This is a genomic window from Actinomycetospora flava, from assembly GCF_037400335.1.
Lineage (GTDB): Bacteria > Actinomycetota > Actinomycetes > Mycobacteriales > Pseudonocardiaceae > Actinomycetospora > Actinomycetospora flava.
Genome location: NZ_JBBEGM010000009.1, coordinates 191,019 through 216,517, shown reverse-complemented (window position 1 = coordinate 216,517; position 25,499 = coordinate 191,019). Strand labels below are relative to the sequence as shown.

Below are 25,499 nucleotides of genomic sequence, written 5' to 3'. Positions count from 1 at the left end.
AGTGTGCGCCCGGCCGGGTCAGGGGCGCGAGGCCCGGACGACGGTCGAGGAGACGCCGGTGGCGACGGCCGTCGTCGGCGTGATCGTGACCCCGGACAGCCCGGCGCTCTTGAGCTGCGCGCGGTAGTGGCGTCCGGGAGCGGGATCGCCTCGATATGCCCGCACAGGAACTCGACGTTCGTCGCGCCCGCCTCGGCGGCGTGGCCGCGAGCCAGGTCGAGCACGGTCTCCCCGGCGTCGAGTTCGGCCACCGCGAGCGGGTTCCCGCTCCCGAGGCTCGCCGCCCCCGCGCCCGCGGTGCCGGCGAGGTCGGCCGGGTCGTCGGCGTCGCCGCGGACCCGGTGGTCACGCGACGCACCCGCAGCCGGCGGCGGTCTTGGCCTCGGTCACGGTCGCGCCGGGGTCGGTGGCCTGCTCGTCGTGGGAGCAGCAGGCGGTGACCCCGCAGCACGCGGTCCGGCCGGTGGTCTGCTCGGCGGAGGCGTCGTCGGGCATCGTGCCGACGATGCCGTCGGTGCCGTAGACCTGGGAGTCCTCCTTGACGGTGTAGACCTCCCACGGCTCGTGGCCCGGGCCCTGGACCCACACCTTGTCCTGGCGGGCGTAGCAGCAGGTCGTGTCGTCCTCGACCTGGGTGAACAGCCCCAGCTCGGACAGGCGCGCGGTGGCGTCGTTGACCTCTTCGGTCGACTCGACCTCGACCCCGAGGTGGTCCATCACCGTCGGACGGTCTGCCTCACCTTCGAGCAGCACCAGCTTCAACGGCGGCTCGACGACCGCGAAGTTGGCGTAGCCGGGCCGGCGCTTGGCCGGCTCGACACCGAAGAGCCGGCTGTAGAAGCGGACCGAGCCCTCCAGGTCGGAGACCCGCAGGGCGAGCTGCACACAAGACATGGTGTCCTCCTTGTTTCGATGTCAGTCGAATCAAAGGTTGCCTACTGCTTCGATGGATGTCAAGGTAGACGTATGTCGAAGCAGGATGAGGCGCAGGAGCGAGTGCTCGCCCACCTCGCCGCGGTCGTCGGATGCTGCGAGCCGCTGGCGCGCGAGCCGCTGACCGCCCAGCAGTCCACCGAGCTGGCGCGGGTGTTCAAGGCGATGGGCGACCCGGTGCGCCTGCGGCTGCTCTCGCTGATCGCCTCCCACGCCGGAGGAGAGGCCTGCGTCTGCGACCTGACCGACGTGTTCGACCTGTCCGGCCCGACCATCAGCCATCACCTCAAGGTGCTGCGCGAGGCCGGGCTGATCACCGGCGAGCGCCGCGGCACCTGGGTCTACTACCGGGTGCGCCCGGAGCTGCTGGACCAGCTGTCGGCCGTGCTCGTGCCCGCCGCCCCGGGCAGCCCCGCCGCGATGCCCGCTGACCGCGACGCGCTGCCGGTGGTCGACGCGTGAGCGCGGACAACCTGACCTCGCGCGATCCGGCCGATCCAGCTGGTGCCGGGGTCGTCGGACCCCTCATCGAGGTGCCGGTCCTGGTCGCCCTGGTCTACGTCTCGCTGTGGCTGCGCCGTCGACTCTTCTCGTCCCGCCCACTTCTCGAGGAGGCCCGCCATGGCTGACGACCGTCCCGAAGTCCTGTTCGTCTGCGTCCACAACGCCGGCCGCTCCCAGATGGCCGCCGCCCTGCTCGACCTCCACGCGGCCGGCGCCGTCCGCGTGCGGTCCGCGGGCTCGGCACCGGCCGACGAGGTCAACCCCGCCGTCCGGGCGGCCATGGACGAGGTGGGCATCGACCTCTCCCAGCAGGTGCCGACCAGGCTCGCCACCGACGATGTCGACGCCGCCGACGTCGTCGTCACCATGGGGTGCGGCGACGCCTGCCCCGTCTTCCCCGGCAAGCGCTACCTCGACTGGGAGCTCCCGGACCCCGCCGGTCGGGGCGTCGACGAGGTCCGCCCGATCCGCGACGAGATCGACCGTCGCGTCCGCGAACTGCTGACCGAACTGGTCCCCACCGCCACCCTGTGATCGTGGCCGGCAAGAGACGTGCGCTCACCGGTGCGGTCCTGCTCGACCTCGCGGTCAGCCCGCTGTTCGCGTGGGACGTCTTCACCGACGCCCTGGGGAGCGAGCTCGGCGCGGGCGACACCGCCCTGGCCGGCGTCTTCTCCGTCGGCCTGGTCGCGTTCATGGCGGCGGTGGTCCTCGGCGGGCGGGTCGCGGACCGCGTGGCGCCGCGCCGCCTGGCCGTGGTCGCCGCGGTGGGCATGGCGGCCGGCCTGCTCGGCAGCGCGGCGGCGGGCTCGGTGGCGACGATGGTGCTCGCGTTCGGTGTCCTCGTCGGGGCCACGAGCGGGGTCGGCTACGTGACCGCGGTCCGCGTCGCCGGCACCGTCGCGACCGGCCGAGGTCTGGCGCTGGGTCTCGTGGTCAGCGCCTACGCCATCGGCACCGCCGCGCTCGCGCCCGTCGCCTCGACCCTTCTCGACGGCGTGGGACGTCCGGCGACGTTCGCCCTGCTCGCCGCCGTCCTCGGCGTCCTGTTGGTCGTCGCCGCGGTCCTCGTCCCCGGCGCTGCCCCGGAGCGGCGGGCGGCTGCCGCGAGGTCCGGCCGAGCTCGGCGGACACCCGTCGTCGCGCTGTGGCTGGCGTTCGGGCTGGGGAGCGCGCCGGCGCTGGCCGCGTTCGCGCAGGCCGGGCAGCTCGCGGGGACGGCCGCGAGCGTCGCGCTCGCCGTCACCCTCCTCAACGTCGGCAACTTCGCCGGACGCCTGATCGCCGGCCTGCTCTCCGACCGGATCGGGCGCCCGGTCGCGCTCCACGCGAACGCCGCGCTCCTGGTCCTGGTGTGCCTTCCCCTCGCGCTCGGGGCCGACGGTCCGGTCGCGCTGGTCGCCCTGCTCGTTCTCGGGACCCAGTACGGGGCCCTGTCCACGCTCACGCCGGCGGCGACCGCCGATGTGACCCCGCCCGAGCGGTTCGGCGCCACCTTCGGGCTCGTGTTCACCGGGTGGGGACTCGCCGGCCTGCTCGCGCCGGTGGCCGCCGCCGCGCTCGCCCCGATGCTCGGCTTCACCGGCGTCTACGTCGCCTTCCTCGCTGTCGGCACCGCGGCCTGGCTGGCCGTGGGCGCCTTCACCGTGCTGACCCGTGCTCGCGCTTGACCTTCGAGCCGACTCCCGGGTCTGGCGTCGCCGCCGTGGACGGGTGGAGGGTCTCCGAGCTCGCGGACCGGGCCGGGGTGCCGGCGAGCACCGTGCGGTACGACGACACCGAGGGGCTGCTGCCGGCCCGCCGGTCGGCGTCGGGGTACGCCCTGGAGGTCCGCGCTCCCGCGGAGGCCCTGGTCCTGGTCCACGAGCTGTTCGGGGAGCCCGACGCCTTCAGGCCAGGGCCGGCGCCAGGGCGGTGACGAGCCCGAGGAGGGCGCAGACGCCGAGGGTGCGCAGGACCGGCCAGCCGCGCCAGAAGATGAGTGCGGCGGCGACGACCGCGATCGCCACCGAGAGGGGCTGCACGCTCGCGAGCTGCGGAACGTCCAGGGTCAGCGGCCCGAGCTGCACCGGCCGGTACTGGTCGAAGAAGGTGTGCCCGGCGAAGTAGAGCGCCAGGTTGGCGATGACGCCGACGACGGCGGCGGTGATGCCGGTCAGGGCCGCGGAGAGGGCGCGGTTGTGGCGGAGCTGCTCGATGTGCGGGGCGCCGAGGAAGATGAACAGGAAGCAGGGCACGAACGTCACCCAGGTCGTCAGGAGCGCCCCGAGCACGCCGGCGACCCAGGGGTTGAGTGTGCCGGGCTGGTGGAACGCGCCGAGGAACGCGACGAACTGCACGACCATGATCAGCGGGCCGGGGGTCGACTCGGCGAGGGCGAGGCCGCGGACCATGTCGCCGGCGGTGAGCCAGCCGTAGGTCTGGACGGCCTGCTGGGCGACGAAGGCGAGCACGGCGTAGGCGCCGCCGAAGGTGATCAGCGCGGTGCCGGAGAAGAACAGACCCTGGGTGGTCAGGACGCTCCCCGCGCCGGTCAGGGCGACCACGGCGAGCATCGGCACCGCCCACAGCGCCACGCCGATGCCGAGGATCAGCGCCGCGCGGCGCAGGGACGGCCGGCTCGAGTGCAGGGCGTCGTCGGCGACCACCGGGGCCGGCTCGTCGTCGGACTCGCGATCGGGGCCGGTGTCGGCCCGCGGTCGGACGCGGTGCAGTGTCCAGCCGGCGACGGCGGCGACGGCGATCACCGCGGGGAAGGGCACGCCGAACACGGTCAGCGCGAGGAACGCGGCCACGGCGATCCCGACGAGGGCGGGCCGGGTGAGTGCCCGGCGTCCGACGCGCCACACGGCCTGGACGACCACGGCGACCACGGCGGGGGCGAGGCCGGCGAACACGGCGGTCACGACGGTGGTGTCACCGGCGGCCACGTAGATGCCGGAGAGGGCGAGCAGGGTGACCACGCCGGGCAGGACGAACAGGATGCCGGCGGCCAGTCCGCCGCGGACGCCGTTGAGCAGCCAGCCGATGTAGATGGCGAGCTGCTGGGCCTCGGGGCCGGGCAGCAGCATGCAGTAGTTCAGGGCGTGCAGGAACCGTCGCTGCCCGATCCAGCGGCGCCGGTCGACCAGCTCGCGCTGCATGACCGCGATCTGGCCGGCCGGACCGCCGAAGGTCTGCCAGGAGATCGCGAACCACGCCCGCAGCGCGGTGGCGAACGGCACCAGGTCCTGCCCTTCCGCTCGGGCCGCGCCGGTATCGGCGGTGTCGTCGGCGGGCGGGAGCGGGTCGGACGGCACGGGCGGCTCCTCGGGCGGGCGGCGGCGACCCACGTCGGGTGGGCTGAGCGGGACGGCGGGGTTCAGGCGGGTTCACGACCGAGCAGGGTGGCGCGGCGGTAGTACTCGTAGAGCCCGTCGAACAGCGGGCCGGTGTGCTGCAGCAGGGTCGGGTCGTCGCAGACCATGCCCAGGGCGCGCACGACGACGTCGACGCCGGGCGCTTCGGGGGAGTCGAAGCGTTCGTCGTCGAGGTCGGCCTCGTGGACGATCTCGGCGATGCGCCACAGCACGGGGTCGGTGATCTCGTAGCGGCGCAGGATGGTCTCGAAGCTGCAGTCGCCCTCGTGGTGGGACAGCTCCACGCCGCGCATGTCGAACGCGGTCGCGTCGGCGGGCACGTCGGCGGGGTCGGTGACGAACACGAACTCGGCGTCGGGGTCGACGGTGCGGCGGATCAGCCAGGCGCAGGCCACGCGGTCGATGTGCATGTGCGCGCGGGTCGCCCACCTCATCGGTGCACCTCCTCGGGCAGCGACGCCGTGAGCTCGTCGACCGCGCGACGGGCCTCGGTGCGCTCGGGCGGGGGGAAGTAGTCGCGGCGGCCGATCCTGCGCAGCTCGCCCCGCAGCCGGCGCACGGCGGCCTGCCGCGCTCCGGGGTCCTCGCTGACCGCGACCCGTGCCTGCTCGGTGATCGCGGCGTACTCGGCGGCCCGTGCCCGGCTCATGGCCTCGGCGAGGTCGCGCTCGGCCTCGCGGCTGCCCGGAGTGGCGTCCCAGACGGTCGCGCTTCCGCCGTTCTCGACGATCTCGTCGGCCAGCCACTCCAGGTGTTCCCGGGTCCGGGCGTCCGCGGGCAGGGCGACCACGCCGTCGGCGATCTGGACGACCCCGAGGCGCTTGAGCTTGCGCCACACCGCCACCCGGGCGGTCGAGGGCTCCCGCGGCATCCGATGGGTCAGCAGCACCCAGGGGCCCGCCGTGTCACGGCCGGCCACGGACGTCCTCCTCGGTCAGCCGACGGGCCAGCCGGTCGCTGACCGTCCACGCGGCGAGGGCGCCCACCAGGGCGAGCAGCGCGGAAACCTGCAACGGCGCCGGCGCGACGAGCAGCACGAGGCCCACCACCAGCGCCGCGACCGCGGGTCCGTCGCAGGCGCTCACGCCGGGCGACGAGCCCGATCGCCGACACTGGACGTGAATCATGCAACCACGGTTGCACAGAAACCGCGGTTGCACCAGCCGGACGCACGACCAGCGCTTGCTCGCGTCCCGACCTCACCGGTCCTCGGTGTCGCTCCCCGTCGACGGGGCGTCCCGATCGGAACCGGTGTCCTCCGAGGCGTCGGTCGAGCGCCGCTCGTCGGTCCCGGTCCCGCCACGGTCGGCCCGCTGCCGCCCCGACCTCTCGGACGCCTCGTCCCGGCGGCGTTCCGACCCGTCCCGCGCCGACCTGTCTCCGGAGGACCCGGCACGGTCGTCCGTCGACCGGCGCACGTCGGTGCGGGAGTCGTCGCGCTCCCGGTCGGCGCGTCCGTGGTCGACCCGCAAGGCTCCGAAGCGCGCCGTGCTCGGTGACGCCACGGTGCGGTCTCGGTGCAGGCCGACCTTGAGGTAGCTCTGCTGACCCGGGTAGAGCGTGCCGCCGCGCGGGCGCTCGTCGTCGACGACCGGTCGCCCGTCCCGCCAGACGCTGACGCCGCCCTTCTCCGGGTCGGCCGAGAAGCGGACCAGGACACGGAGCCGGGTCCACTCGCCGAGGGGCGCGTGGCCCAGGGCGCGGGTGAACGTCCGGGGGCCCGACGGGTGGCCCTCGCCGCCGCGCAGGACCAGCTCACCGTTCCGCACACGCAGGGCCAGCGGTGCCTGTCCGGGACTGTCGTTCTCCCACCGCGCGATGACGTGGTCGCCGGTGTGCTCGCCGTCGAGGCGGACCGCGAAGGTGAGGTCGTGCTGGTCCCCCTCGTGGACGACGGGGATGGCGGGCTCGAGCTCGCTGCGCTGACCGCGCCCGGTCAGCCGGAACGACACCTCGTCGCCGTCCACCTGCGGGACGGCGGTCCCGACCGTGGTCCACGGAGTGCGGTGGAACGCGCCCGGGCCGTCGGCCCGCCACACCTGCGGTGCGGGCACGGGCGGGGCGGGGTCCGGGTCGGTCTCGGCGGCCACGGGCTCCTGGGCGGGCACCGGCGGGACGGGCGCCACGCGATGATCGGTCCCCGACGCGCCGGACGCCCTGTCGGGCCCCTGCGGCTGCCGGTCCGTCGCCTCGCGCGGCCACGGCGCCGACGTGCTCGCGATCGCCACCCCGCCGGCGAGCGCTCCGACGGCGACCAGCGAGACGGCGCGCGCCCGGGCCGGTCCCGGCGGCCGGCGGTGCGACCGCACGTCCCGCCCGGCGGACGGCGGCATCGGGCGTCGTCCGGCGCCTGTGTCGCGATGACGTCCCATGGATGAACCGGCAGCCCCCTCGTTCCCGACCCCTGAAGCGTTGCCGCGTGACCGGGACCGAAACGCCTGACGGGCCGACTTGGGGCCGGTGGAGGTATCGCCTGCGACGTCTGCGAGGTCGCTGGTCGCCCGGGCAGTGCACGGGTTCTCAGCGTGCCGCGCGCCCGTCGACGAGCTCCGTCGCGCCGACCACGAGGTCGGGGCTCTGCCACTGGATGTAGTGGGCGTCGCCGTTCGCGATCGTCTGCGGCGTGCCCGGCCGCAGCGCGACGTAGTCGGCCTGCGCGTCCTCGTAGAGCGCGTTGAGCTCCTCGACGGTCAGTCCGGGCGGCGGCGGGAGCGTGGTCTGGAAGGGCTCGGTCTTGGTGAGCACAGCGATCGGGACGGGCGGGAAGGCAGGCCCGCTCGTCACCTGCGCCACGCTGGCGTCCACGTCGATCCGCTCCGACTCCGGCGCCGCGAGCGGCGTGCCCGGCGGGACCGCGTTGAGGTACGAGTCGCGGTAGATCGGCCACCTCGTGCCGCCGAACACCGTCGGCACCGTCGGGGAGAAGGCGTCCACGAACACCACGCCCGCGACCTGCTCCGGGTGGGTCTGCGCGTACAGCCGGGCGAACAGCCCGCCCATGGAGTGCCCGGTGAGGACGTACGGCCCGGGCACCCCGGCCGCCGCGAGGAGGGCCTGCAGCTCGGCGACGACGTCCGCGGCGGTGCGCGGCTGCGGCACCGGGGTGCTGCGGTCGGTGATCGGGGCGCCCTCGAGGGCGATCCGCAGGGTGCCGGGACGGTCGTAGGTGCAGACCCGGTGGTCGCGGGCGAGGGCGACGGGGACGGCGGGCCCGACCGCCGGCGGTTGGATGATCTCGTCGATGCCCCAGGCGTCGCTGGAGTCGTGGTACCCCGAGATCAGGACGACGGTGTGGCGACCGGGGGCGTTCGCGCCGTGGCACTCGAGGTAGACGCTGCGGCTGCCGACGTCGACGCCCTGCGCGAAGTCGCCCGACGCCCCGCTCGGCGGCGGCGGTGTCGCCCCGGTCGCGCCGGCGCAGGCCGTCAGGGCGATCGCCAGGGTCGCGACGATCGCGGCCCGGCGCAGTCCCGCGCGCGGGATCCGTCGAGAGGCGCTCATGGGTCCTCCGCGTCCGGCGATCACTTGACGGAATCTAGGGAGGCGGGCACGGATCGGCTGTCACGCCCGCGACAGCGCCGGATCGCCGTCCGACGCGCGTGGCGGCCACCGACGGTCGGCCCATCGTCCGCGCGACACGACGACGCCGATGACGACGAGGACGACGCAGGTGAGGATGCCCGCCTCGCCGACCCAGAGCGTCGCGCCCTCGCCGCCCGAGGCGCCGTCGAACGGGTTCTGGATGATCACGTTCCACGCACTGTGGGCGAAGATCACCGGCCAGATGCTCCCGCTCTCCAGTCGCATGCGGGCGAGGAAGAACGCGAACGACGTCGCCGAGATCAGGAGCAGCACGCTCGAGAGCAGCCGGTTCGTGCCGGCCGCGTAGAAGCCTCCGGCGACCATCGGCAGATGCCACGCCCCCCAGATCAGACCGCTGGCGAGCACCGGACGCGGCACCCCGGCGTCGATGAGGCGCGTGAGCATGTAGCCGCGCCAGCCGATCTCCTCGCCGGCGGCGAAGACGCACGTCCCCCACACGGCCACCACGAACATCGACGCGACGCCGACCGCGACGCCGCCGACCGTGCCGGTGAAGTCGGCGAGTCCTGTCGCCCACGCGGTCCCGTAGGCGACGGAGCCCACGACGATCGGGAGGACGGCCGCGGCGGCGAACCACGGCAGGGTCGTGCGGGCGGGGCCGAAGCGGAAGGAGACGTCGGCGAAGCCCTCGCGCCGGACCACCCGGGTGATGACCGAGGCGAGCGCGGGCGTGCACATCAGGACGGCGATCGACACCGCGGCGTCGGCGGGGTGCGTGAACGCCCAGGCGTTGACGGCGATCGAGAAGGCGACGACCAACGACAGGAACAGCGTCAGACCCCGGCGCGCGTTCCCTCGTACGTCCACGATTCCCGGTGCGGACCTGTCGACGTCCTCGCTCATGGCGACCCCCTCGCTCGAGGCGATCGTCAGCTCGTGGTGATCGGAGCGTCAACGCCGCATCACTCCGCTGGCCCAGCGGATGGCGGAAATCCGACACGCAGCGCAGTCACCCGCGGCTGACGCTGCCGAGACCGGACACGTTCTGGACGACGGCCGGGTTGCCGAGGTAGACGATGCCGCCGACACCGGTGATCCGGGCGTCGAGGGTGGCGGTGGCGTTCACGGTCGCCGTGCCGGCACCGCCGACCGAGACGTCGGCGGCCTGCGCCGTGAGCCCGCGGGCGTCGACCGCTCCGAGACCGATGAGGTCGACGTTGAGCTGCGCCGCGCGCCCGGAGACAGTGAGGGTGCCGGCGCCGCTGTTGGCGAGCGCGAGGTCGGGGCTGTCGACACCGGTGGCGGTCACCGTGCCGGCGCCGGAGAGCACGATGCCGCGCAGCTCGCGGACCGTGATCCGGTAGTTCACGGTGGAGCGCCCGAGGTTCGCGTCCGGGCGTGTGCCCAGCTTCAGCGTGGTGCCCTCGACCTCGGTGACGAGCAGGGGCTGGATGTTGTCGTCGGCCTCGACGCGCAGCGAGTCGGTGCCGGTCTGCTCGATCGTGACGGTGCCCGCGGCGGAGAAGTCGACCGAGGTGAAGGGGGCGACGGGCCGGTCCTGGGCCTGGACGTTCCCGGAGCCTTCGGTGCCACCGGACGCGCCGGAGCACCCCGTGGCCACCAGTGCGAGCAGGACGGCGGTGGCGAGTGCGGCGACGGTGGCGCGCATGGTTCCCCCAGACGTGGACGCGGCGAGTCCGGCGAGGTGTATCGGGTCGCCGCGGTGCGACGCCAGCAGCGCGTCAGGGACCCGACAGCCGCCGATGTCGAAAGGGGGTACGGCCCGTTCGTCGTCGAGATGAGGGACCGGCGACGGGCCGGTCCACCGTCCGACGGAGGACCCGATGACCGCCACGTACACCTTCGACGTCTTCTCCAGCCTCGACGGCTACGGCTCCTACGGGGGCGACGGCGACTGGGGCGGCTACTGGGGCAAGCAGGGCCCCGAGCTCCTCGAGCACCGCCTGCGCTCGTTCGACACCCCGCACCGGATGGTCTTCGGGGCCACGACGTTCCGGCAGTTCGTGGACATGCTGGCCGAGAGCACCGACGAGTCCGACGTGCGCGACCCGTGGGTGGACCGGATGCGCAGCATGCCCATGACGGTGGTGTCGTCGACGCTGCAGGGGCCTCTCGAGTGGCCCGACGCGACCGTCGCGCAGGGGGACGCGATCGACATCGTGCGCCGGCTCAAGGAGGAGTCCGACGTGCCGCTGCGCTCGCACGGCAGCCTCTCGCTGAACTGGGCGCTCATGACGGCCGGCCTGGTCGACCGCATCCAGGTCACGCTCTTCCCCGTGATCACCGGGAGGACCGGCGAGGGACCGGTACTCGGCGGCGCGGACGACTTCGACCTCGAGCTGCTCGAGCACCGGACGCTCGACCGCGACATCCAGGAGCTCGTCTACCGGCCGACGCTGCACGTCAGCCGAGGCTGAGCCGGGCCTCTCGGACGGCCCGGCGGAGGGCGGCGACGAGCGGCGACGGGTCGTCGCTGCGCGAGCACAGCGAGATCGGGCAGGGGTCGGCGTCGGAGACGGGGACGAAGACGACCTCGGGGTGGCGGTGGCTGTCGGCGACCGAGCCGCCGGTGATGGCGATGGCCTCGCCGGAGGCGACGACCTCGAGGAGCTCGTCGAGCGTGTGCACCGTGGGCCCGTAGCGCACCGGCCGGCCGCTGGGCCGCGGGTCGCACGCCCACCACCGCACCCACTGCTCGTCGGTCTCGTCGTCGGTGACGTGGGCGTCGTCGTCGAGGTCGGCCAGCGTGACGGCGGCGTGCGCGGCCAGCCGGTGCCCCGCGGACAGCGCGACCACGCGGGGTTCGTGTCGGACGAGCTCGAGCCGCAGACCCTCGGCGTCGGCGACCGGGGGCCGGACGAGCGAGGCGTCGACGGTGCCGGCGCGCACCGCCTCGGCCTGCTTGGGCCACGGCAGCTGCACGAGCTGGACCGACGCGTCGGGCACCTCGCGCTGCATCGCCTCGAGGACGCGCCGCGTGTGGGTGCCGGTCGCGGCCGTCATGAAGCCCAGCCGCAGGACCCCGGCGAGGGCGCGCCGGTGCGTCTCGATCTCCGCGACGGCGCGGTCCGCGGCGGCCAGCGCGGCCCGGGCCTCGGGGAGGAAGCGGCGGCCCGCCTCGGTCGGGGCGAGGGGGTGCGCGCTGCGGTCCACGAGGTCGACGCCGAGCTTGCGCTCGAGGGTGCGGACCTGCTTGCTCAGCGCCGGCCCGCTGACGTAGAGCCGCGCGGCGGCCCGGCCGAAGTGCCCCTCGTCCAGGACCGTGACGAGGTAGCGCACGAGGTGCAGGTTGAGGTCCACGCCGACTCCTCCGATCGCCGTCAGTGTCGCACATCACGCGCTCTGCACGTCCTCTACCTGCGGCGATAACCGGATGGTTCACGGCCCTGTCGACATGTGTCATGGACCGGGCCCGCGCCGCCCGTGACGCTCGTCGGTGCCCCCCACCGACCGAGGAGCCACCACCGTGAGTCGCTACGAGCACGAGTTCGTGACGATGTTCGCCGGGCTGGAGAAGCAGCTCGAGAACATCGACAACCCCCGCCACCGCGCGATCCTGAAGAACTACCGCCGCCACGGGCTGCTGGAGGTCGCCGGGCGCTACCAGGAGCTGCTCGCCCCCGACATGACCGTCGAGCACCCCCAGTACCGCCTCCACGAGGGCGGCCAGTCGATCGTCATCGACGGCATGGAGCAGGTCGTCGCCTTCTACGAGTCGCTGATGGCCGCCAACGCGATCGTCATGTGGGTGGCCGACCAGGACATCGCGGTGAACGACCACGGCTTCTCCGGCGAGGTCGTGTTCAACGCGTTCGTCCCGGCGCCGATGCTCGGCGACAGCGCCTTCTCCGACATCCGCGCCGGCGACCCCGGCGAGATGTACCTGCTGCGTCGCACCCTGGCCTTCGTCTGGCCGTACGACGAGCGCCAGCGGCTCATCGGCGAGCACGTCTACGAGGACGGCGCGTCCCGCGAGATCACCCGCCCCGACCCCGCCGACGTGATCACCGCCGAGCGCGCGGCCGAGCTGCTCGCCCCGGAGATCGACCGGGTGCTGCCGTGAAGCTGCAGGGGAAGGTCGCGCTGATCACCGGGGGAGCGCGCGGGCAGGGCCGCTCGCACGCCGTCCGGCTGGCCGAGGAGGGTGCCGACGTCGTCCTCGTCGATCTCTGTGCGCCGGTCGACTCGGCGCCCTACCCGATGGCCGAGCCCGCGGACCTGGAGCAGACCGTGAAGCTGGTCGAGGACCTCGATCGACGGGCCCTCGCGGTGACCGCCGACGTCCGTGACCTGGCGGCGCTGCAGGGCGCGGTCGCCGACGCGGTCGCCGCGTTCGGGAGGCTCGACATCGTGGTCGCCAACGCCGGCATCGCCGGCTTCGCGCCCGCGCTGGAGATGGACGAGGCCAGCTGGCAGGAGATGATCGACATCAACCTCAGCGGGGTGTGGAAGACGCTCCGCGCGGCCGCACCCGCCGTCGTCGAGGGCGGCCGCGGCGGGTCGATCGTCCTCACGAGCTCGGTGGCCGGGCTGATGGCCTTCCCGAACCTGGCCCACTACTGCGCGGCCAAGCACGGCCTGGTCGGGCTCATGAAGGTGTTCGCCGTCGAGCTGGCGCCGCACCGCATCCGGGTGAACTCCGTGCACCCCACGAACGTCGACACCCCGATGATCCAGAACCCGGCGATCCAGAGCCTGTTCGCCGGCGTGCCCGACGCGGACCGGGAGATGGCGGCGGCCGCGATGAAGGGCATGCACGCCCTGCCGATCTCCTGGGCCGATCCGGTCGACATCAGCAACGCGGTCGCGTGGCTGGCGTCCGACGAGGCCCGCTACGTCACCGGCGTGGCGCTGCCGGTCGACGGCGGCATCACGGCGCCGTTCAAGATTCCGCATGCCGTGGGGTGAGGTAGAACGACGCCGGTGACCGCTCTCCAGGCCGCCCTCAACGGCGACAGCGTCCACCCGGCCGTCCCTCGCACCCCCGACGAGATCGCGGCCGACGCCGCGGCGTGCGTCGCGGCGGGCGCGAACCTCTTCCACCTGCACGCCTTCGACGACGACGGGCGGGAGTCGCTGGACGGCGAGCACGTCGGACGGGTCCTGCGGGCCGTCCGCGCCGCGTGCCCCGGCACGCCGCTCAACGTCACGACCTTCGCCGAGATCGAACCGGACGTCGACCGGCGGTTCCGGCTGGTCAGCGCCTGGACCGAGCTCCCCGACCTCGTCGCCGCCAACCAGGGCGAGGACGGCATCGACGAGCTCGGCGAGACCCTGGCGGCCCGCGGGGTGGCGGTCGAGGCGTGCCTGCTCTCGGTGGACGACGCGCGGCGGTTCGTGCGGTCGCCGCGCATCTCGTCGTTCGCGCGGGTGGTCGTCGAACCCCTGGTCGGCGACCCGCAGGCGGCGCTCGACCTCGCGGCGGAGATCGAGGACGTCGTGGTCGCGGCGGGCGTCACGCTCGAGCAGCTCCACCACGGCGTCGGCGCGGCCTCGTGGGACGTGATCCGGCGGGCGGCGTTGCGGGGGCACGGCGTCCGGGTCGGTCTCGAGGACCTCGACACCCTGCCCGACGGCTCGGCCGCGACGTCGAACGCCGACCTGGTCGCCGCGGCCGCGGAGATCGTCGCGGCATCCCGTCGCGCGTAGTCGGCCGGCTCCCTCAGTCCGCGACGGCGTGGTCGACGGGGGACGCCGCGGTGGTGCCGCTCTCGTCGCAGAGCCACTGCGCGACGTCCACGAGCTTCATGTTGGTCTCCTGTGACGCGGTGACCAGCCGCTGGAAGGCCTGGCCGTCGGTGAGGCCCGACCGCTCGCGCAGGATGCCCTTGGCCTGCCCGATCACGTCGCGGCTCTCGAGCGCCCGGACGAGTCCGCCGATCTCGTCCGCACCGCGCAGCAGCGCGGCGGCCTGGAGAGCGAACTGGCCGGCCGCACGGATGTCGGCGTCGTCGAACGCGTCGGGTCGCCGGGAGTACAGGTTGAGCGACGAGCGTTGCCGTCCGGGCTTGACGTACAGCTGCACGGACAGCATCGAGCGATAGCCCAGGGCGACGGCGCGGCGGGCGAACTCGGGCCAGCGGGCCTCGTCGTTCGCGAGGTCGCCCACGAGGATCGCCCCGGCGCCGGCCGGCGTTTTCGCGGCATCCAGGCAGGGACCCTCTTCGAGGTCGGCCTGGATCCGGTCGAGGACCCCGACGGCGGCGGTGGCCCGAGCCGGCTCGACGGTGGGCTCGGCGATCCGCGAGATGCCCCCGGCGTCGGCGTGGGGGACGACGCGGACCGCGGCGTCGGCGAGGGCTCGCAGCACGTCCGCGTGGTCGGCGCGCAGGTCGATCGTGTCGATCAGCGCCCGGGCGGTGTCGCGTATCCCGGACTCGAGCCGGTCGCCGTCGTCCTCGACCACGCGTCGACTGTAGAACCCCTACCGGTCGGTAGCCCAGCCGAACCCTGGCCGGTTTGTCGTCGATCTCCGGCGGTGGCCGGGTGGCGAGGGCGTGACCCGCAGCGGGCTCAGAAGGGCGGTGGGTCGAGGTCGGGCTCGGGGGCGGTGTTCCCGGTGGTGGTGGCTGTGGTCGTGGCTGTGGTCGGTGTGCGGCGGGCCCGGGCGTCGTCGCGGGCTCGGCGGAGGAGGTCGCTGAAGGAGCGGGTGTCGTCTCCGTCGCGGGGGTGTTCGTGGGGCGGCAGGGGGCGGGGTGTGGCGGCGGGGGAGGGCGCGGGGAGTGGTTCGGTGATGCGGCGGGGCTGGGTCTGGTAGCGGGCGCCGGCGCGGGTGGTGATCAGGAAGCGGCCGGGTTGGGGTTGGGTGACTTGCCAGCCGGCGTCGTGTTTGGCGCGGTGGTGGTGGCGGCACCAGGCGCCGAGTTGTCGGCTGAGGGTGGGTCCGCCGTGGGCGTGGTCGAGGGTGTGGTCGAGGTCGCTGCGGTGGGCGGTGCGCCGGCAGCAGGGGGCGACGCAGTGGCGGTCGCGGGTGCGGACCCAGCGGTCGACCTCGGCGCTGGGTCGGCGGTGGCGGGCGTCGGCGGGCGCGACGTGGTCGTCGGGTGCGCCGGGTGCGCCGGGGGCGCCGGGTGGTGCGCCGTTGTCCGGGTCGGTGGTGTGGGTGAGGCGGTGTTGTAGTTCGTGGAGCAGTCCGGCCCAGGTGGGGTGGTCGTCGGGGTCGAGGGCGGCGAGCAGCGTCGTCGGAACCTGGAGTTCGACGATGGCTGGTCCGTGTCGCCCCCGCCGCGGGTGGCGGCGGGGGCCGGGTGGTCGATCGCTGCCGGGTGTGGGTCGGCGGCGGGCGAGTAAGAGGTGTTCGAGGCGTCCGTCGGGGTCGGTGAGCGCGATGTGCCACTGGCCGTGGTGGTAGCGCTCGAGCAGGGAGCGGGCGGTGGGGGCGGTGGTGGTGCCCCAGCCGGGAATGTGGGCGGGGAGGTCGTCGAGTCCGAGGGCGGTGGTGAGCCGCAGGCGGATCTCCACGGTCCCGTCGCGCACCGGCGACCCCCGCGCCGGCTCCCCGTCGGGCGCGATGTCCGGCTCGGGCTCGGGCTCGGGCTCGGGGTCGGGGTCGGGGTCGGATTCGAGGTCGTGGTCGGACTCAGGATCCCCGACGGGCTCGTCGCTGTGACCGTCGCTGTGACCGTCGCTGTGACCGTCGCCCTGATCGTCATCCGGCCCGTCGCGGGAGTCGTCTGGCGTGTCGGCGTCCTCGGGCCCATCGCCGGGCCCATCGCCGGGCCCATCGCCGGGGCCATCGCCCGGGCCGTGGTCTTGTCCCTGGTCGTCGGGTCCCTGGTCGTCGGGTCCCTGGTCGTCGGGTCCCTGGTCGTCCGGTCCGTCATCGTCAGGATCGTCGGGGCGGAGGTTGGCGGCGAGGAGGTCGATGAGGGTGTCCTCGTCGAGGCCGGCGGCGGTGCCGTCGAACAGGGCCATGTAGACGTGCGCGCGCAGCGTCTCGATCTTGGTGGGGATGCCGCGGCGGCGCAGTGCCGCCGCGATCGCCTCCATCCGTGCCATGCCGACCGCGGCGCGTTCGAGGGGCAGGTCGTAGCCGCAAACGTTCGCGGTGCCCGACGGGTTACGCGAGGCGAGCACGCGGGCGCGTTTCTCGGCGTTGTTCTCCCGCCGCGCGGCCCACTCGGGGTCGAGTGCCCCGGCGAGCTGCTGGAGGCGTTCGATCAGCGCCCCGACCGGCAGCTCGGGTGCTTCGGGCAGCACCAGCTCGCACACCTGGTGGGCGTGGTCGTCGCTCAGGTCGCGGGTCCAGTCGCTGATGACCCGGGCTTTGGTGTCGTCGAGCTCGCCGCTGCGCATGGCGGCGTGGACCTCGGGCAGCCGGCGCAGCAGGTCGTCGGCCAGGTCGAGCCAGCGGGTGGCCATCGCCCGCGACCAGCCCAGGGCGGCGGCGGACTCGTCGGCGGAGAACTCGTCGAGCAGCGCCCGGCGGCCCTTGTGCCCGTCGACCGCGCGGCCGGTCTCGTGAAGCGCGGTCAGCAACCGGGCGGTGGCGCGGTTGCGGGCCCGGAAACACGCCCTGGCGTGGTCCACGACCTCGGCCCCGACCAGGCCGGACAACTCCACCGCGTCGAGGGCGTCGAGCGGCACCGACGTGCCCGTCTCGACGTCTTCGATGCTCACGACCAGAACGCTAGCCCCGACCCCCGACAACCTCGGTGGATCAAGAACTGCAGGTCACAGGCACCTCATCGGGCCTTCGCGGGAGCTGCGGCGTGTCGCGCAGCGAGGATGAGGCGATCCTGGCGTCCCACGCCAGCGATGCCGCATCGCTGGCACAACCGGCGAACCTCGAGCAGCCCGCCGAGTCCCGGCGTGTCGCACATCGAGCTGGTGGCGATCCTGACGTCCAACGCCGGCGTGGCCGCCACGCTGACACACCCCGCGAGCGAAGTCTCAGCCCAGCAGGGAGCGGAGTTTCGCCAGCGTCGCTTCCTCGAGCCGCGGGTACTCGCCGCGTCGGCGGATGAGCATCGCCTGCAGCTGCTGCTCGAGGGCCCGCTCGCGGGTCGCCTCGGCGCGCGCCAGCACCGCCTGCGCGCGCTGGAGCGTGGCGAAGCGGTCGGCCGGCTCGCCGTGGTCGGGCTCCACGCGCCCAGTATCCGCGTCGGACGGTGTCGACGGCACCCCGCTCCGTGAAGAGCTCCGTGACGAGCTACGTGAAGAGACGGTCCCGCAGCATCGCCTCGGTCTCGGAGGAGACCTCCAGGGGTCGCTGCTCCCGGCGCCGCTGGCGCCACCGTCGCAGCCGCCCCTCCGTGCTGCGGTCACGGGCCGCCTGCGCCGCGGCGGTCACCGCCTGCGCGCGGGACAGGGCGACGGCCGCTCCGTGGAGGTTCGGGACACGAGGCATCGGCGTCTCCCCTCGGTGGACCGATGGGATGGGCCTGCCCGATCCGGCCGGATCGCGAAACCGTGGCGGTCCGGACCGTCCGCGCCTCAGCGGTCGTCGAGGCGCTCGGTGCCGAGCACGGCGGCGGCGCCGTCGAGGTAGGCCTGGCGGTACGCCGGCGGGATCCACTCGGCGGTCCGGAAGACCCTCAGCACCGGGTTGTCGTAGGTCCCGTCGAGGTGGACCTGCGGGCGAGCGGCATCCGTGCCCTGCTCGCCAGGGACCTCGGCGTCGTGCGGCGCAGCGGTCATGGTGGACAAGCATGCACGCTGCGTGTCCGGTGAACCACCTCATTCCCCTCGAGCATCGCGTGCCGGGTGAGGCCGTAAGCGATTGCGGCGAGCGTCGTTTCGCCGTCACCACCCGCCGGGGAAGCCCGCCCCATGACGCGCGCAGAGCGGCACGACGAGACCGGCTCCCGTCCGCGGGTGGTGGTCGTGGGCGGCGGGTTCGCGGGCTACCACGCGGCGAAGTCCCTCGCCCGGAGCATGGGCGACGCCGTGGACATCGTCCTGGTCAGCCCGACCAACTACTTCCTCTACCTGCCGCTGCTGCCCGAGGTCGCGAGCGGGGTGCTCGAGCCGCGGCGCATCTCGGTGTCGCTGGCCGACACGCTGCCGGCGACGGTGTCGCACGCCCAGGGCGAGGTCGACGCCCTCGACCTCGCCGAGCGGACCGTGCGGTGGATGGACCCGGAGGGCCGCCACCACACCACCACCTACGACCGCCTCGTGCTCGCGGTCGGCAGCGTGCACAAGCTGCTGCCCGTCCCGGGACTGAGCGAGTACGCGCACGGCTTCCGCGGCATCCCCGAGGCCCTGTACATGCGCGACCACCTCATCCGCCAGATCGACCTGGCCGCGCAGGCCGAGGACCCCGAGGAGCGCCGCGCCCGGTGCACCTTCGTCGTCGTGGGCGCGGGCTACACGGGCACGGAGGTCGCCGCGCAGGGGCAGCTGTTCACCCGCGACCTCGCCCGCGCCCGGGGCCTGGGCGACGACGCCGTCCGCTGGCTCCTGGTGAGCAGGGGCAAGGTCCTCTCGGGCCTCGACCCGCACCTCGGCGCCACCGCCGACCGGGTGCTGCGCGAACGCGGGGTCGAGGTGCGCACGGGGGGAGACCGTCGAGGAGGCCACGGCCGACGGCGTGCGCCTGAGCAGCGGCGAGGAGGTGCCGACGCGCACGCTCGCGTGGTGTGTCGGCGTCCGCCCCGACCCGCTGATCGAGGACGTGGGCCTCGAGCTCGCCGAGGGCCGGGTCGTCGTCGACCGCGCCCTGAACGTGCCCGGCCACCCCGACGTGTTCGCCTGCGGCGACGCCGCCGCCGTCCCCGACCCGAAGCACCCCGACCGCTCCACGGCGATGACCGCCCAGCACGCCGAACGCCAGGGCAGGCTCGCGGGGCGCAACGTCGCGGCGTCGCTGGGCCACGGCAGGCGCCGTCCCTACCGGCACCGGGACCTCGGGTTCCTCGTCGACCTCGGCAGCACCGACGCCGCCGCGAACCCCCTGCACCTGCGCCTCGCCGGCTTCCCCGCGAAGGTGATCACCCGCGGCTACCACCTGCTCTCGATGCCCGGCAACCGCGTGCGCACGGCGTCGGACTGGCTCCACGACGCCGTCCTGGGGCGCCAGACCACCCAGCTGGGCCTGGTGCGCTCGCCCTCGGTGCCCCTCGACTCGTCCTCGCCCGAGGTGCCCCACCACCCGCGGATGTCGTTCCCGCCGGAGCGGTCGATCACGTCCGGCGAGTAGCGCGTATAGCGCTGCGTTGACGGTCGTGGAACGACCGTCATACGGTGGGGCCATGCCGTTCCGTGCCTCGGCGCCCCTCACCGGCGAGTGGGAGCACTTCGACTTCGCGGTCGACGACGGCGTCGCCACCGTCCGGCTCAACCGGCCCGAGAAGTACAACCCGCTGACCTTCGACAGCTACGCCGACCTGCGCGACCTGCTCCACGAACTGCCCCAGCGCGGCGACGTCCGGGTCCTGCTGATCCTGGGCGAGGGCAAGGCGTTCTGCGCGGGCGGTGACGTCAACGAGATCATCGGCGAGCTCATCCGCATGGACGCCCGCGACCTCATGGCCTTCACCAAGATGACCGGCGACGTCATCAAGGCGATGCGCGAGTGCCCGATCCCGATCGTCGCGGGCATCCAGGGCGTCGCCGCCGGGGCCGGCGCCGTCGTGGCGCTCGCGTCCGACTTCCGGATCGTCTCGCAGTCCGGGAGGTTCGCCTTCCTCTTCACCAAGGTCGGGCTCTCCGGCGGCGACATGGGCGCGGCCTACCTGCTGCCGCGCGTGGTCGGCGCCGGCCGCGCCACGCAGATGCTGATGCTCGGCGACACCGTCGACGCGGCCACAGCCGAGAGGTACGGCCTGGTCAGCGAGCTCGTCGCCGACGACGAGCTCGACGAGGCCTGCTCGCGCCTGACCCGCCGGCTCGCCGACGGCCCGACCCTGGCCTACGCGCAGACCAAGTCGCTCGTCACCCGCGAGATGGACATGCCGCTCGGTGCCGCGATGGAGCTCGACGCGATGACCCAGGCGCTGCTCATGACCACGCACGACCATGCCGAGTTCCACGCCGCCTTCACCGAGAAGCGCGACCCGCGCTGGACGGGGCGATGACCCGATGACCTCGGGCCGGGTCTGCCTGGTGACCGGCGCGAGCAGCGGCATCGGGGCCGCGGTGGCCGAGCGCCTGGCCGCCGACGGTCACCGCGTCGCGCTGGCGGCGCGCTCCGAGGACGACCTCGACGCGGTCGCCGCATCGATCCGGGCGAACGACGGGCAGGTCCTGCCGGTCCCCGCCGACGTCACCGACGCCGAGGGCGTCGAGGGGATGTACCGCGCGGTCGAGGAGGCGTGGGGGCCGGTCGAGGTGCTGGTGGCGGCGGCCGGGTCGGGCTCCGGCAAAGCCCTCGTCGACACCACCGACGACGACTGGCGCGGCGCGATCGAGCTGAACCTGACCGCGCCGTTCCGCTGCCTGCGCCGCGCGCTGCCGGCCATGCTCGAGCGCCGGTGGGGGCGGGTCGTGGTCATCGCGTCGGTGGTCGCCAAGCGCGGCGAGGCGCAGGTCGCCGCCTACACCGCGAGCAAGCACGGCGTGCTCGGGCTGGTGCGCTCGGCCGCCGCCGAGCTCGCGAGCAGCGGCGTCACCGTCAACGCGGTCTGCCCCGGCTACGTCGACACCCCCATGACCGACCGGACCGTCCGCGCGATCAGCGAGCGCTCCGGGCGCACCGAGGAGCAGGCCCGCGACGCCCTGGCGCGCCGCCAGCCCATCGGTCGGCTCATCGCGACCGGCGAGGTCGCCGACGCCGTCGCCTTCTGCGTCGCCACCGGCGCGGTGACCGGCCAGGGCATCAACGTCGACGGAGGAGCCGTGCAGTCATGATCACCCATATCAACCCGCCCGAGCTCGCGACGCCCTCCGGCTTCTCCCACGCCGTGCGGACCTCCGGCGGCGAGAACGTCCACCTTGCCGGGCAGACCGCGCTGGACGCCGACGGGGTGATCGTCGGGGAGACCGTCGTCGAGCAGTTCGAGCAGGCGCTGGGCAACCTCGTGACCGCCCTGCGCGCCGCCGGGGGCACGCCCGCCGACCTCGTCAGCCTCACCATCTACATCGTCGACGTGGACGACTACCGCGCGCACTCCCGCGAGCTCGGGCGCGTGTGGAAGAAGCTCATCGGCGGCTCCTACCCCGCGGTCGCGGGGATCGGGGTCGCCCGGCTCTGGGACGCCGAGGCGCTGGTCGAGGTGCAGGGGACCGCCTGCGTCGCCTCCTAGGGGCGCTGCTCCCGACGCCGCGCCGAGAGGCCCGCGAGGTACTGCTTGGGCACGGCGACCCCCTCGTAGCCCTGGTCGAGCGCGGCGTTCCAGGTCCAGGACGGGTCGACCAGGTGCGGGCGCGCGATCGCGCACAGGTCCGCCCGGCCGGCCGCGACGATCGTGTTCGCGTCCTCCACCGACGCGACGGCGCCGACGGTGATCGTGGGGACGCCGCACTCCTGACGGATCCGGTCGGCGAACGGGGTCTGGTAGAGCCGCCCGTATCTCGGCGCCGCGTCGGTGGAGGTCTGCCCGGTGGAGACGTCGACGACGTCCGCGCCGTGCTCGGCGAGCATCGCCGCCAGCGCGACGGCGTCGTCACCGCAGAAGCCCGGGCCGATCCCCTCCAGGCCGTCGACCCAGTCCGTCGCGCTGATCCGCACGCTGACCGGCCGGTCGTCGGGCCAGACCTCGCGGACCGCGTCGAGGATCCGCAGCCCGAGCCGCGCGCGGTTCTCCAGCGAGCCGCCGTAGGCGTCGGTGCGCCGGTTCGACAGCGGCGACAGGAAGCTCGAGACCAGGTAGCCGTGGGCGTAGTGCAGCTCGAGCAGGTCGAAGCCCGCCGCGGCCGCGCGCCGCGCCGACGCGACGTGGGCGGCGACGACGTCCTCGATGTCCTCGGACGTCATCTCCCGCGGCACTGGGCTGTCCGGGCGGTAGGGGAGCGGGGAGGGCGCGAGGACCTCCCACCCACCGGACTCGAGCGGGTCGTCGATGCCCTCCCACATCACCTTGGTCGACCCCTTGCGCCCCGAGTGGCCGATCTGCATCCCGATGAGCGCGGCGCTGTTGTCGTGGACGAAGTCGACGATGCGCGTCCAGGCCTGCTGCTGGGCGTCGTTCCAGAGCCCGGGGCAGCCGGGGGTGATGCGGCCCTGGGGCGTCACGCAGGTCATCTCGGCCATCACCAGTCCGGCGCCGCCCGTGGCCCGGGCGCCCAGGTGCACGAGGTGCCAGTCGGTCGGCATCCCGTCGACCGCGGAGTACTGCGCCATCGGGGAGACGACGATGCGGTTCGGGAACACGCGGTCCCGCAGCCGGAACGGGTGGAACATCGGCGGGGTGCCGTCGGCGACCTCGAGACCCGACGCGCGGGTCCGGCCGGCCAGCCAGGCGTCGAGGCGGGCGACGTAGTCGGGGTCGCGCAGCCGCAGGTTGTCGTAGGTGATGCGCTGGCTGCGCGTGAGCAGCTGGAACACGAACTGCTCGGGCGCGAGGTGCCGGTAGCGCGGCAGCCCCTCGAACCACTCGAGGCTGGTCTGCGCGGATCGCTGCAGCGACGCGACCTCCGGCCGGCGCTCGTCGGCGTAGCTCTTGAGCGCGGCGTCGACGTCGTGCTCCCGATCCAGCGCGCCGGCCAGCGCGATCGCGTCCTCGAGGGCGAGCTTGGTGCCCGAGCCGATCGAGAAGTGCGCGGTGTGCGCGGCGTCCCCGACGAGGACGACCTCGCCGGTGGACCACTGCTCGTTGTGCATCACGGTGAAGGCGAGCCAGCCGGAGTTGTTGCCGATCAGCGGGTGGCCGTCGAGGTGCTCGGCGAAGACCTCCTCGCAGAACCGCATCGAGGCCTCGTCGTTCTCGCCCGGCCTCCGCGGCACCGCGGCGTACGCGTCGAGCCCGGCGCGGCGCCACGTCGCCTCGTCGGTCTCGACGATGAACGTCGAGCGGGTGTCGTCGAAGGGGTAGATGTGCGCCCAGAACAGCCCGTACGGGGTGTCGACGATGAGGAAGGTGAAGCAGTCGAAGGGGCGTTCGGTGGCGAACCAGGCGTAGCGCGCGGTCCGGCCCTCGGTGCGGGGGCGGAGGTCGTCGGCCAGCGCCTGGCGGGTGGGGCTGTTGACGCCGTCCGCCGCGAGCACGACGTCGTTCTCGCGGCGCAGGTCGGCCAGCGCCGGCGCCGGCGTCTCGTACCGGACGTCGACGCCGAGCTCCCGGGCGCGCTCGCCGAGGATCTGCAGCAGGCGCCGGCGCTCGAGGGCGGCGAAGGCGTGGCCGTCGGAGCGCTCGACGGTGCCGAGGAAGTCGACGTCGATGGCGCTCCAGTGGCGGAACTCGGCCTGGATGCGCGCGATCGACTCCGGGTCGGCGTCGGCGATGTTCTGCAGCGTCTCCTCGGAGAACACGACCCCGAAGCCGAAGGTGTCGTCGGCGGCGTTGCGCTCGTAGACGGTGACCGCGAGGTCGGGGTGGGCCTTCTTCAGCAGGATCGCGGTGAACAGACCCCCGGGGCCGCCGCCGATCGAGGCGACCCTCCGGATCGGCAGTCGATTCGGTGGAGCCATGGTCAGACCCCGTCGTCGAGCAGGTGGTCGTAGCGCAGGCCGAGGTCCGTGACGACCACGCCGAGGTGGGCGAGGGCGGCACGGACGCCGGCGGCGGCGCAGGGGGCGAGGTCGGTGCGAAGCAGCGCGCGCAGGCCGTCGTAGGAGGCGAGCAGCGCGCGCTCGTCGTCGGTCAGCGGGGTGCCGAGCAGGTCGGTGGCGTCGGACATGGAGGTTCCCCCCTACACGGACAGCTCGGGGACGCCCGCCGCGGCGCGCTGCTCGGCGCGGAGGTCGGTGAGGCGTTTCGCCTTGAGCTCGAAGCGCGGCAGCGATCCCGTCTCGGCGCGCCGGAGCAGGAAGCGCAGGCCCTCGTGGGCGTCGGCGAGGTCGGTGGCGAGCGCCCGCTCGAGGGCGGACCAGCCGTCCTCGGGCAGGGCGGGGTGCGGCTCGACGAGCAGGATGACCTCGTCCCGGCCGTCGAGGTGCTCGAGGCGCACCTGGAACTCCTCGATCCCCGCGTGGCCGCGGACGATGGCCTCGATGGCACCGGGGTAGACGTTGGTGCCGCGGACGAGCTTCATGTCGTCGACGCGGCCGATGATCCCGCCCTCGTAGAGGTCGAAGGTGCGCCCGTTCCCGGCGGTCGCGCCCGGCACCTTCACCACGAGGTCGGCGGTGCGGTAGCGGATCAGCGGGGTGGTGCTGCGGCCGAACGAGGTGCACACGCGCTCGCCGCGCTCGCCGTAGCCCACCTCGAGGCCCGTGGAGGGGTCGACGACCTGCTCGATGAAGTGGTCCTCGATGACGTGGCAGCCGCCGGGCTGGTTCGCCGGCTCGAACATCACGATCGTCGACACCTCGGTCATCCCCGCGGTGTCGAACGCCTTCGCGCCCCAGGCCCGCTCGATGAGGGCCTTGGTCTCCGGGATCGAGCCCGCCGGCTCGCCGGACAGGATCAGCGTGTGGACGGCGCTGCCGGGGAGGTCGACGCCGAGGGACTCCGCCTCCTGGGCCAGCCGCAGCGCGTACGTCGGCGTCGACGCGACGACCGTCGCCCCGAAGTCGACGATCTGCTGAACCCGGCTGGCGGTGGTCTGGGCGCCGCCGGGCACGGCGAGCGCCCCGAGCTTCTCGAGCCCGCCGTGCAGCCCCCAGAACCCGATGAAGGACCCGTAGCCGAAGGCGACGTACCCGACGTCGTGCGGGCGCACCCCGGCGCCCCACAACGCGTAGCACCACATCTCCGCGGCCCACGACCAGTCCTTGCGGCCGTCCAGCGCCCGCAGCGGCATGCGGCCGGAGGTGCCGCTGGTGGTGTGGACCCGGATCGCGGCCTCCGGCCCGACCACCGGCAGCTCACCGAACGGCGGGTGCGTCTCCTGGCCCGCCATCCACTCCTCGCGGGTCAGGAACGGGAGGCGGTCCAGGTCGTCCCAGCTCCGCAGCCGGTCGGGATCGACGTCGCGCAGCGTGCGCCGGTAGTGCGGGCTGCGGGACCGGGCCCACGCCACCTGCCGGCGCAGCTTGGCCAGCTGGAGCTCGCGCAGCTGCTCGCGGGGCAGGGTCTCGGTCTTGGGGTTCCAGAAGGGCTGGTCGGCCATGGCGGGTTCCCGTCGGGACCAATATTGCGTCTACGTTGCGGTGGT

30 protein-coding genes and 2 pseudogenes are annotated in these 25,499 nt (G+C 73.9%); 13 read left to right on the top strand and 19 right to left on the bottom strand.

Translation table 11 applies throughout. The annotated features are described in order from the left end of the window. Positions 1-18: 18 nt before the first annotated feature. Positions 19-165, bottom strand: a complete 147-nt coding sequence (locus WCD58_RS21525; protein ID WP_337705113.1) for a hypothetical protein — start codon at positions 163-165, stop codon at positions 19-21. Between the two features lie 180 nt (positions 166-345). Next, positions 346-894, bottom strand: coding sequence for an ArsI/CadI family heavy metal resistance metalloenzyme (locus WCD58_RS21520; protein WP_337705112.1), 549 nt, complete (start codon positions 892-894; stop codon positions 346-348). Positions 895-966: 72 nt separating this feature from the next. On the opposite strand from WCD58_RS21520, the gene WCD58_RS21515 reads away from it, so the two are divergent. The 5 genes and pseudogenes from WCD58_RS21515 to WCD58_RS21495 all read left to right on the top strand — a co-directional run bounded on the left by WCD58_RS21515 (position 967) and on the right by WCD58_RS21495 (position 3,355). Beyond that, the gene (locus tag WCD58_RS21515; RefSeq protein ID WP_337705111.1) at positions 967-1,395 is read left to right on the top strand and encodes an ArsR/SmtB family transcription factor; all 429 of its coding nucleotides are present in this window, start codon (positions 967-969) and stop codon (positions 1,393-1,395) included. 44 nt (positions 1,396-1,439) lie between these two features. After that, positions 1,440-1,562: pseudogene (locus WCD58_RS21510) on the top strand (ACR3 family arsenite efflux transporter); the annotation flags it as partial. Next, the gene (locus WCD58_RS21505; RefSeq protein ID WP_337705110.1) at positions 1,555-1,971 is read left to right on the top strand and encodes an arsenate reductase/protein-tyrosine-phosphatase family protein; all 417 of its coding nucleotides are present in this window, start codon (positions 1,555-1,557) and stop codon (positions 1,969-1,971) included. The pseudogene WCD58_RS21510 and the gene WCD58_RS21505, both read left to right, overlap by 8 nt. Positions 1,972-1,973: 2 nt before the next feature. Further along, positions 1,974-3,107: an MFS transporter gene (locus tag WCD58_RS21500; RefSeq protein WP_337705109.1), complete on the top strand. Its 1,134-nt coding sequence runs from the start codon at positions 1,974-1,976 to the stop codon at positions 3,105-3,107. A 35-nt stretch (positions 3,108-3,142) separates the two neighbouring features. After that, the gene (locus WCD58_RS21495; RefSeq protein ID WP_337705108.1) at positions 3,143-3,355 is read left to right on the top strand and encodes a MerR family transcriptional regulator; all 213 of its coding nucleotides are present in this window, start codon (positions 3,143-3,145) and stop codon (positions 3,353-3,355) included. On the opposite strand, the gene chrA is transcribed toward WCD58_RS21495, so the two are convergent. The 8 genes from chrA to WCD58_RS21455 all read right to left on the bottom strand — a co-directional run bounded on the left by chrA (position 3,327) and on the right by WCD58_RS21455 (position 10,008). Then, a complete protein-coding gene (chrA, locus tag WCD58_RS21490; protein ID WP_337705107.1) occupies positions 3,327-4,736 on the bottom strand; it encodes a chromate efflux transporter in 1,410 nt (469 codons plus the stop codon). The two genes, WCD58_RS21495 and chrA, sit on opposite strands and share 29 nt — an antisense overlap. A 62-nt stretch (positions 4,737-4,798) precedes the next feature. Next, positions 4,799-5,230 (bottom strand): chromate resistance protein ChrB domain-containing protein, encoded by a 432-nt coding sequence (locus WCD58_RS21485; RefSeq protein WP_337705106.1) that lies wholly within the window; start codon positions 5,228-5,230, stop codon positions 4,799-4,801. After that, entirely contained in the window at positions 5,227-5,715 is a 489-nt protein-coding gene (locus tag WCD58_RS21480; protein ID WP_337705105.1) for a Chromate resistance protein ChrB, read from the bottom strand. The genes WCD58_RS21485 and WCD58_RS21480 overlap by 4 nt, the downstream gene beginning before the upstream one ends. Further along, entirely contained in the window at positions 5,702-5,881 is a 180-nt protein-coding gene (locus WCD58_RS21475; protein WP_337705104.1) for a hypothetical protein, read from the bottom strand. The genes WCD58_RS21480 and WCD58_RS21475 overlap by 14 nt, the downstream gene beginning before the upstream one ends. Before the next feature lie 114 nt (positions 5,882-5,995). Beyond that, positions 5,996-7,129, bottom strand: coding sequence for a heparin lyase I family protein (locus tag WCD58_RS21470; RefSeq protein ID WP_337705102.1), 1,134 nt, complete (start codon positions 7,127-7,129; stop codon positions 5,996-5,998). A gap of 187 nt (positions 7,130-7,316) precedes the next feature. Further along, a complete protein-coding gene (locus WCD58_RS21465; RefSeq protein WP_337705101.1) occupies positions 7,317-8,297 on the bottom strand; it encodes an alpha/beta fold hydrolase in 981 nt (326 codons plus the stop codon). 60 nt (positions 8,298-8,357) lie between these two features. Further along, complete coding sequence (locus WCD58_RS21460; RefSeq protein ID WP_337705100.1) at positions 8,358-9,206, bottom strand: CPBP family glutamic-type intramembrane protease; 849 nt, start codon at positions 9,204-9,206, stop codon at positions 8,358-8,360. Positions 9,207-9,348: 142 nt separating this feature from the next. Beyond that, positions 9,349-10,008 (bottom strand): head GIN domain-containing protein, encoded by a 660-nt coding sequence (locus WCD58_RS21455; protein ID WP_337705099.1) that lies wholly within the window; start codon positions 10,006-10,008, stop codon positions 9,349-9,351. 175 nt (positions 10,009-10,183) lie between these two features. Here WCD58_RS21455 and WCD58_RS21450 point away from each other — a divergent pair, with 175 nt between their 5' ends. After that, complete coding sequence (locus WCD58_RS21450; protein WP_337705098.1) at positions 10,184-10,777, top strand: dihydrofolate reductase family protein; 594 nt, start codon at positions 10,184-10,186, stop codon at positions 10,775-10,777. Here WCD58_RS21450 and WCD58_RS21445 read toward each other — a convergent pair. Beyond that, positions 10,764-11,660 (bottom strand): LysR family transcriptional regulator, encoded by an 897-nt coding sequence (locus WCD58_RS21445; protein WP_337705097.1) that lies wholly within the window; start codon positions 11,658-11,660, stop codon positions 10,764-10,766. The two genes, WCD58_RS21450 and WCD58_RS21445, sit on opposite strands and share 14 nt — an antisense overlap. A 166-nt stretch (positions 11,661-11,826) precedes the next feature. Between WCD58_RS21445 and WCD58_RS21440 the strand changes: the two genes are divergently transcribed. The 3 genes from WCD58_RS21440 to WCD58_RS21430 are packed head-to-tail and all read left to right on the top strand — an operon-like array spanning position 11,827 to position 14,009. After that, entirely contained in the window at positions 11,827-12,423 is a 597-nt protein-coding gene (locus WCD58_RS21440) for a hypothetical protein (RefSeq protein ID WP_337705096.1), read from the top strand. After that, positions 12,420-13,268 (top strand): mycofactocin-coupled SDR family oxidoreductase, encoded by an 849-nt coding sequence (locus WCD58_RS21435; protein ID WP_337705095.1) that lies wholly within the window; start codon positions 12,420-12,422, stop codon positions 13,266-13,268. The genes WCD58_RS21440 and WCD58_RS21435 overlap by 4 nt, the downstream gene beginning before the upstream one ends. Before the next feature lie 15 nt (positions 13,269-13,283). Continuing rightward, the gene (locus WCD58_RS21430; RefSeq protein ID WP_337705094.1) at positions 13,284-14,009 is read left to right on the top strand and encodes a 3-keto-5-aminohexanoate cleavage protein; all 726 of its coding nucleotides are present in this window, start codon (positions 13,284-13,286) and stop codon (positions 14,007-14,009) included. A gap of 13 nt (positions 14,010-14,022) precedes the next feature. Here the strand turns inward: WCD58_RS21430 and WCD58_RS21425 are convergent, their stop codons facing one another. From WCD58_RS21425 to WCD58_RS21405, 5 genes are all read right to left on the bottom strand, one after another. Then, a complete protein-coding gene (locus WCD58_RS21425; protein ID WP_337705093.1) occupies positions 14,023-14,766 on the bottom strand; it encodes an ANTAR domain-containing protein in 744 nt (247 codons plus the stop codon). A 107-nt stretch (positions 14,767-14,873) separates the two neighbouring features. Further along, on the bottom strand, positions 14,874-16,979 hold the full coding sequence (locus WCD58_RS21420) for a DUF222 domain-containing protein (RefSeq protein ID WP_337705092.1): 2,106 nt from the start codon (positions 16,977-16,979) through the stop codon (positions 14,874-14,876). Positions 16,980-17,252: 273 nt separating this feature from the next. Next, entirely contained in the window at positions 17,253-17,447 is a 195-nt protein-coding gene (locus WCD58_RS21415; protein WP_337705091.1) for a hypothetical protein, read from the bottom strand. A 64-nt stretch (positions 17,448-17,511) separates the two neighbouring features. Then, the gene (locus WCD58_RS21410; protein ID WP_337705090.1) at positions 17,512-17,709 is read right to left on the bottom strand and encodes a hypothetical protein; all 198 of its coding nucleotides are present in this window, start codon (positions 17,707-17,709) and stop codon (positions 17,512-17,514) included. A gap of 86 nt (positions 17,710-17,795) precedes the next feature. Further along, on the bottom strand, positions 17,796-17,999 hold the full coding sequence (locus WCD58_RS21405; RefSeq protein WP_337705089.1) for a hypothetical protein: 204 nt from the start codon (positions 17,997-17,999) through the stop codon (positions 17,796-17,798). 132 nt (positions 18,000-18,131) lie between these two features. Here WCD58_RS21405 and WCD58_RS21400 point away from each other — a divergent pair. The 4 genes and pseudogenes from WCD58_RS21400 to WCD58_RS21385 all read left to right on the top strand — a co-directional run bounded on the left by WCD58_RS21400 (position 18,132) and on the right by WCD58_RS21385 (position 21,547). Then, positions 18,132-19,503 (top strand): annotated as a pseudogene (locus tag WCD58_RS21400) (NAD(P)/FAD-dependent oxidoreductase). A gap of 52 nt (positions 19,504-19,555) precedes the next feature. Next, complete coding sequence (locus WCD58_RS21395; RefSeq protein ID WP_337705088.1) at positions 19,556-20,380, top strand: enoyl-CoA hydratase family protein; 825 nt, start codon at positions 19,556-19,558, stop codon at positions 20,378-20,380. A 4-nt stretch (positions 20,381-20,384) separates the two neighbouring features. After that, entirely contained in the window at positions 20,385-21,152 is a 768-nt protein-coding gene (locus WCD58_RS21390) for an SDR family NAD(P)-dependent oxidoreductase (RefSeq protein ID WP_337705087.1), read from the top strand. Next, on the top strand, positions 21,149-21,547 hold the full coding sequence (locus tag WCD58_RS21385; protein WP_337705086.1) for a RidA family protein: 399 nt from the start codon (positions 21,149-21,151) through the stop codon (positions 21,545-21,547). Before WCD58_RS21390 ends, WCD58_RS21385 begins: the two co-directional genes overlap by 4 nt. On the opposite strand, the gene WCD58_RS21380 is transcribed toward WCD58_RS21385, so the two are convergent. From WCD58_RS21380 to WCD58_RS21370, 3 genes are read right to left on the bottom strand one after another with little or no spacing between them, the layout of a single operon-like run. Next, the gene (locus tag WCD58_RS21380) at positions 21,544-23,871 is read right to left on the bottom strand and encodes a bifunctional salicylyl-CoA 5-hydroxylase/oxidoreductase (protein WP_337705085.1); all 2,328 of its coding nucleotides are present in this window, start codon (positions 23,869-23,871) and stop codon (positions 21,544-21,546) included. The two genes, WCD58_RS21385 and WCD58_RS21380, sit on opposite strands and share 4 nt — an antisense overlap. A 2-nt stretch (positions 23,872-23,873) precedes the next feature. Next, positions 23,874-24,080 carry a hypothetical protein gene (locus tag WCD58_RS21375; RefSeq protein WP_337705084.1) on the bottom strand — a complete coding sequence of 69 codons (207 nt, stop codon included), beginning with the start codon at positions 24,078-24,080 and terminating at the stop codon, positions 23,874-23,876. Positions 24,081-24,092: 12 nt separating this feature from the next. Further along, complete coding sequence (locus tag WCD58_RS21370; protein ID WP_337705083.1) at positions 24,093-25,454, bottom strand: phenylacetate--CoA ligase family protein; 1,362 nt, start codon at positions 25,452-25,454, stop codon at positions 24,093-24,095. Positions 25,455-25,499: the final 45 nt, after the last annotated feature.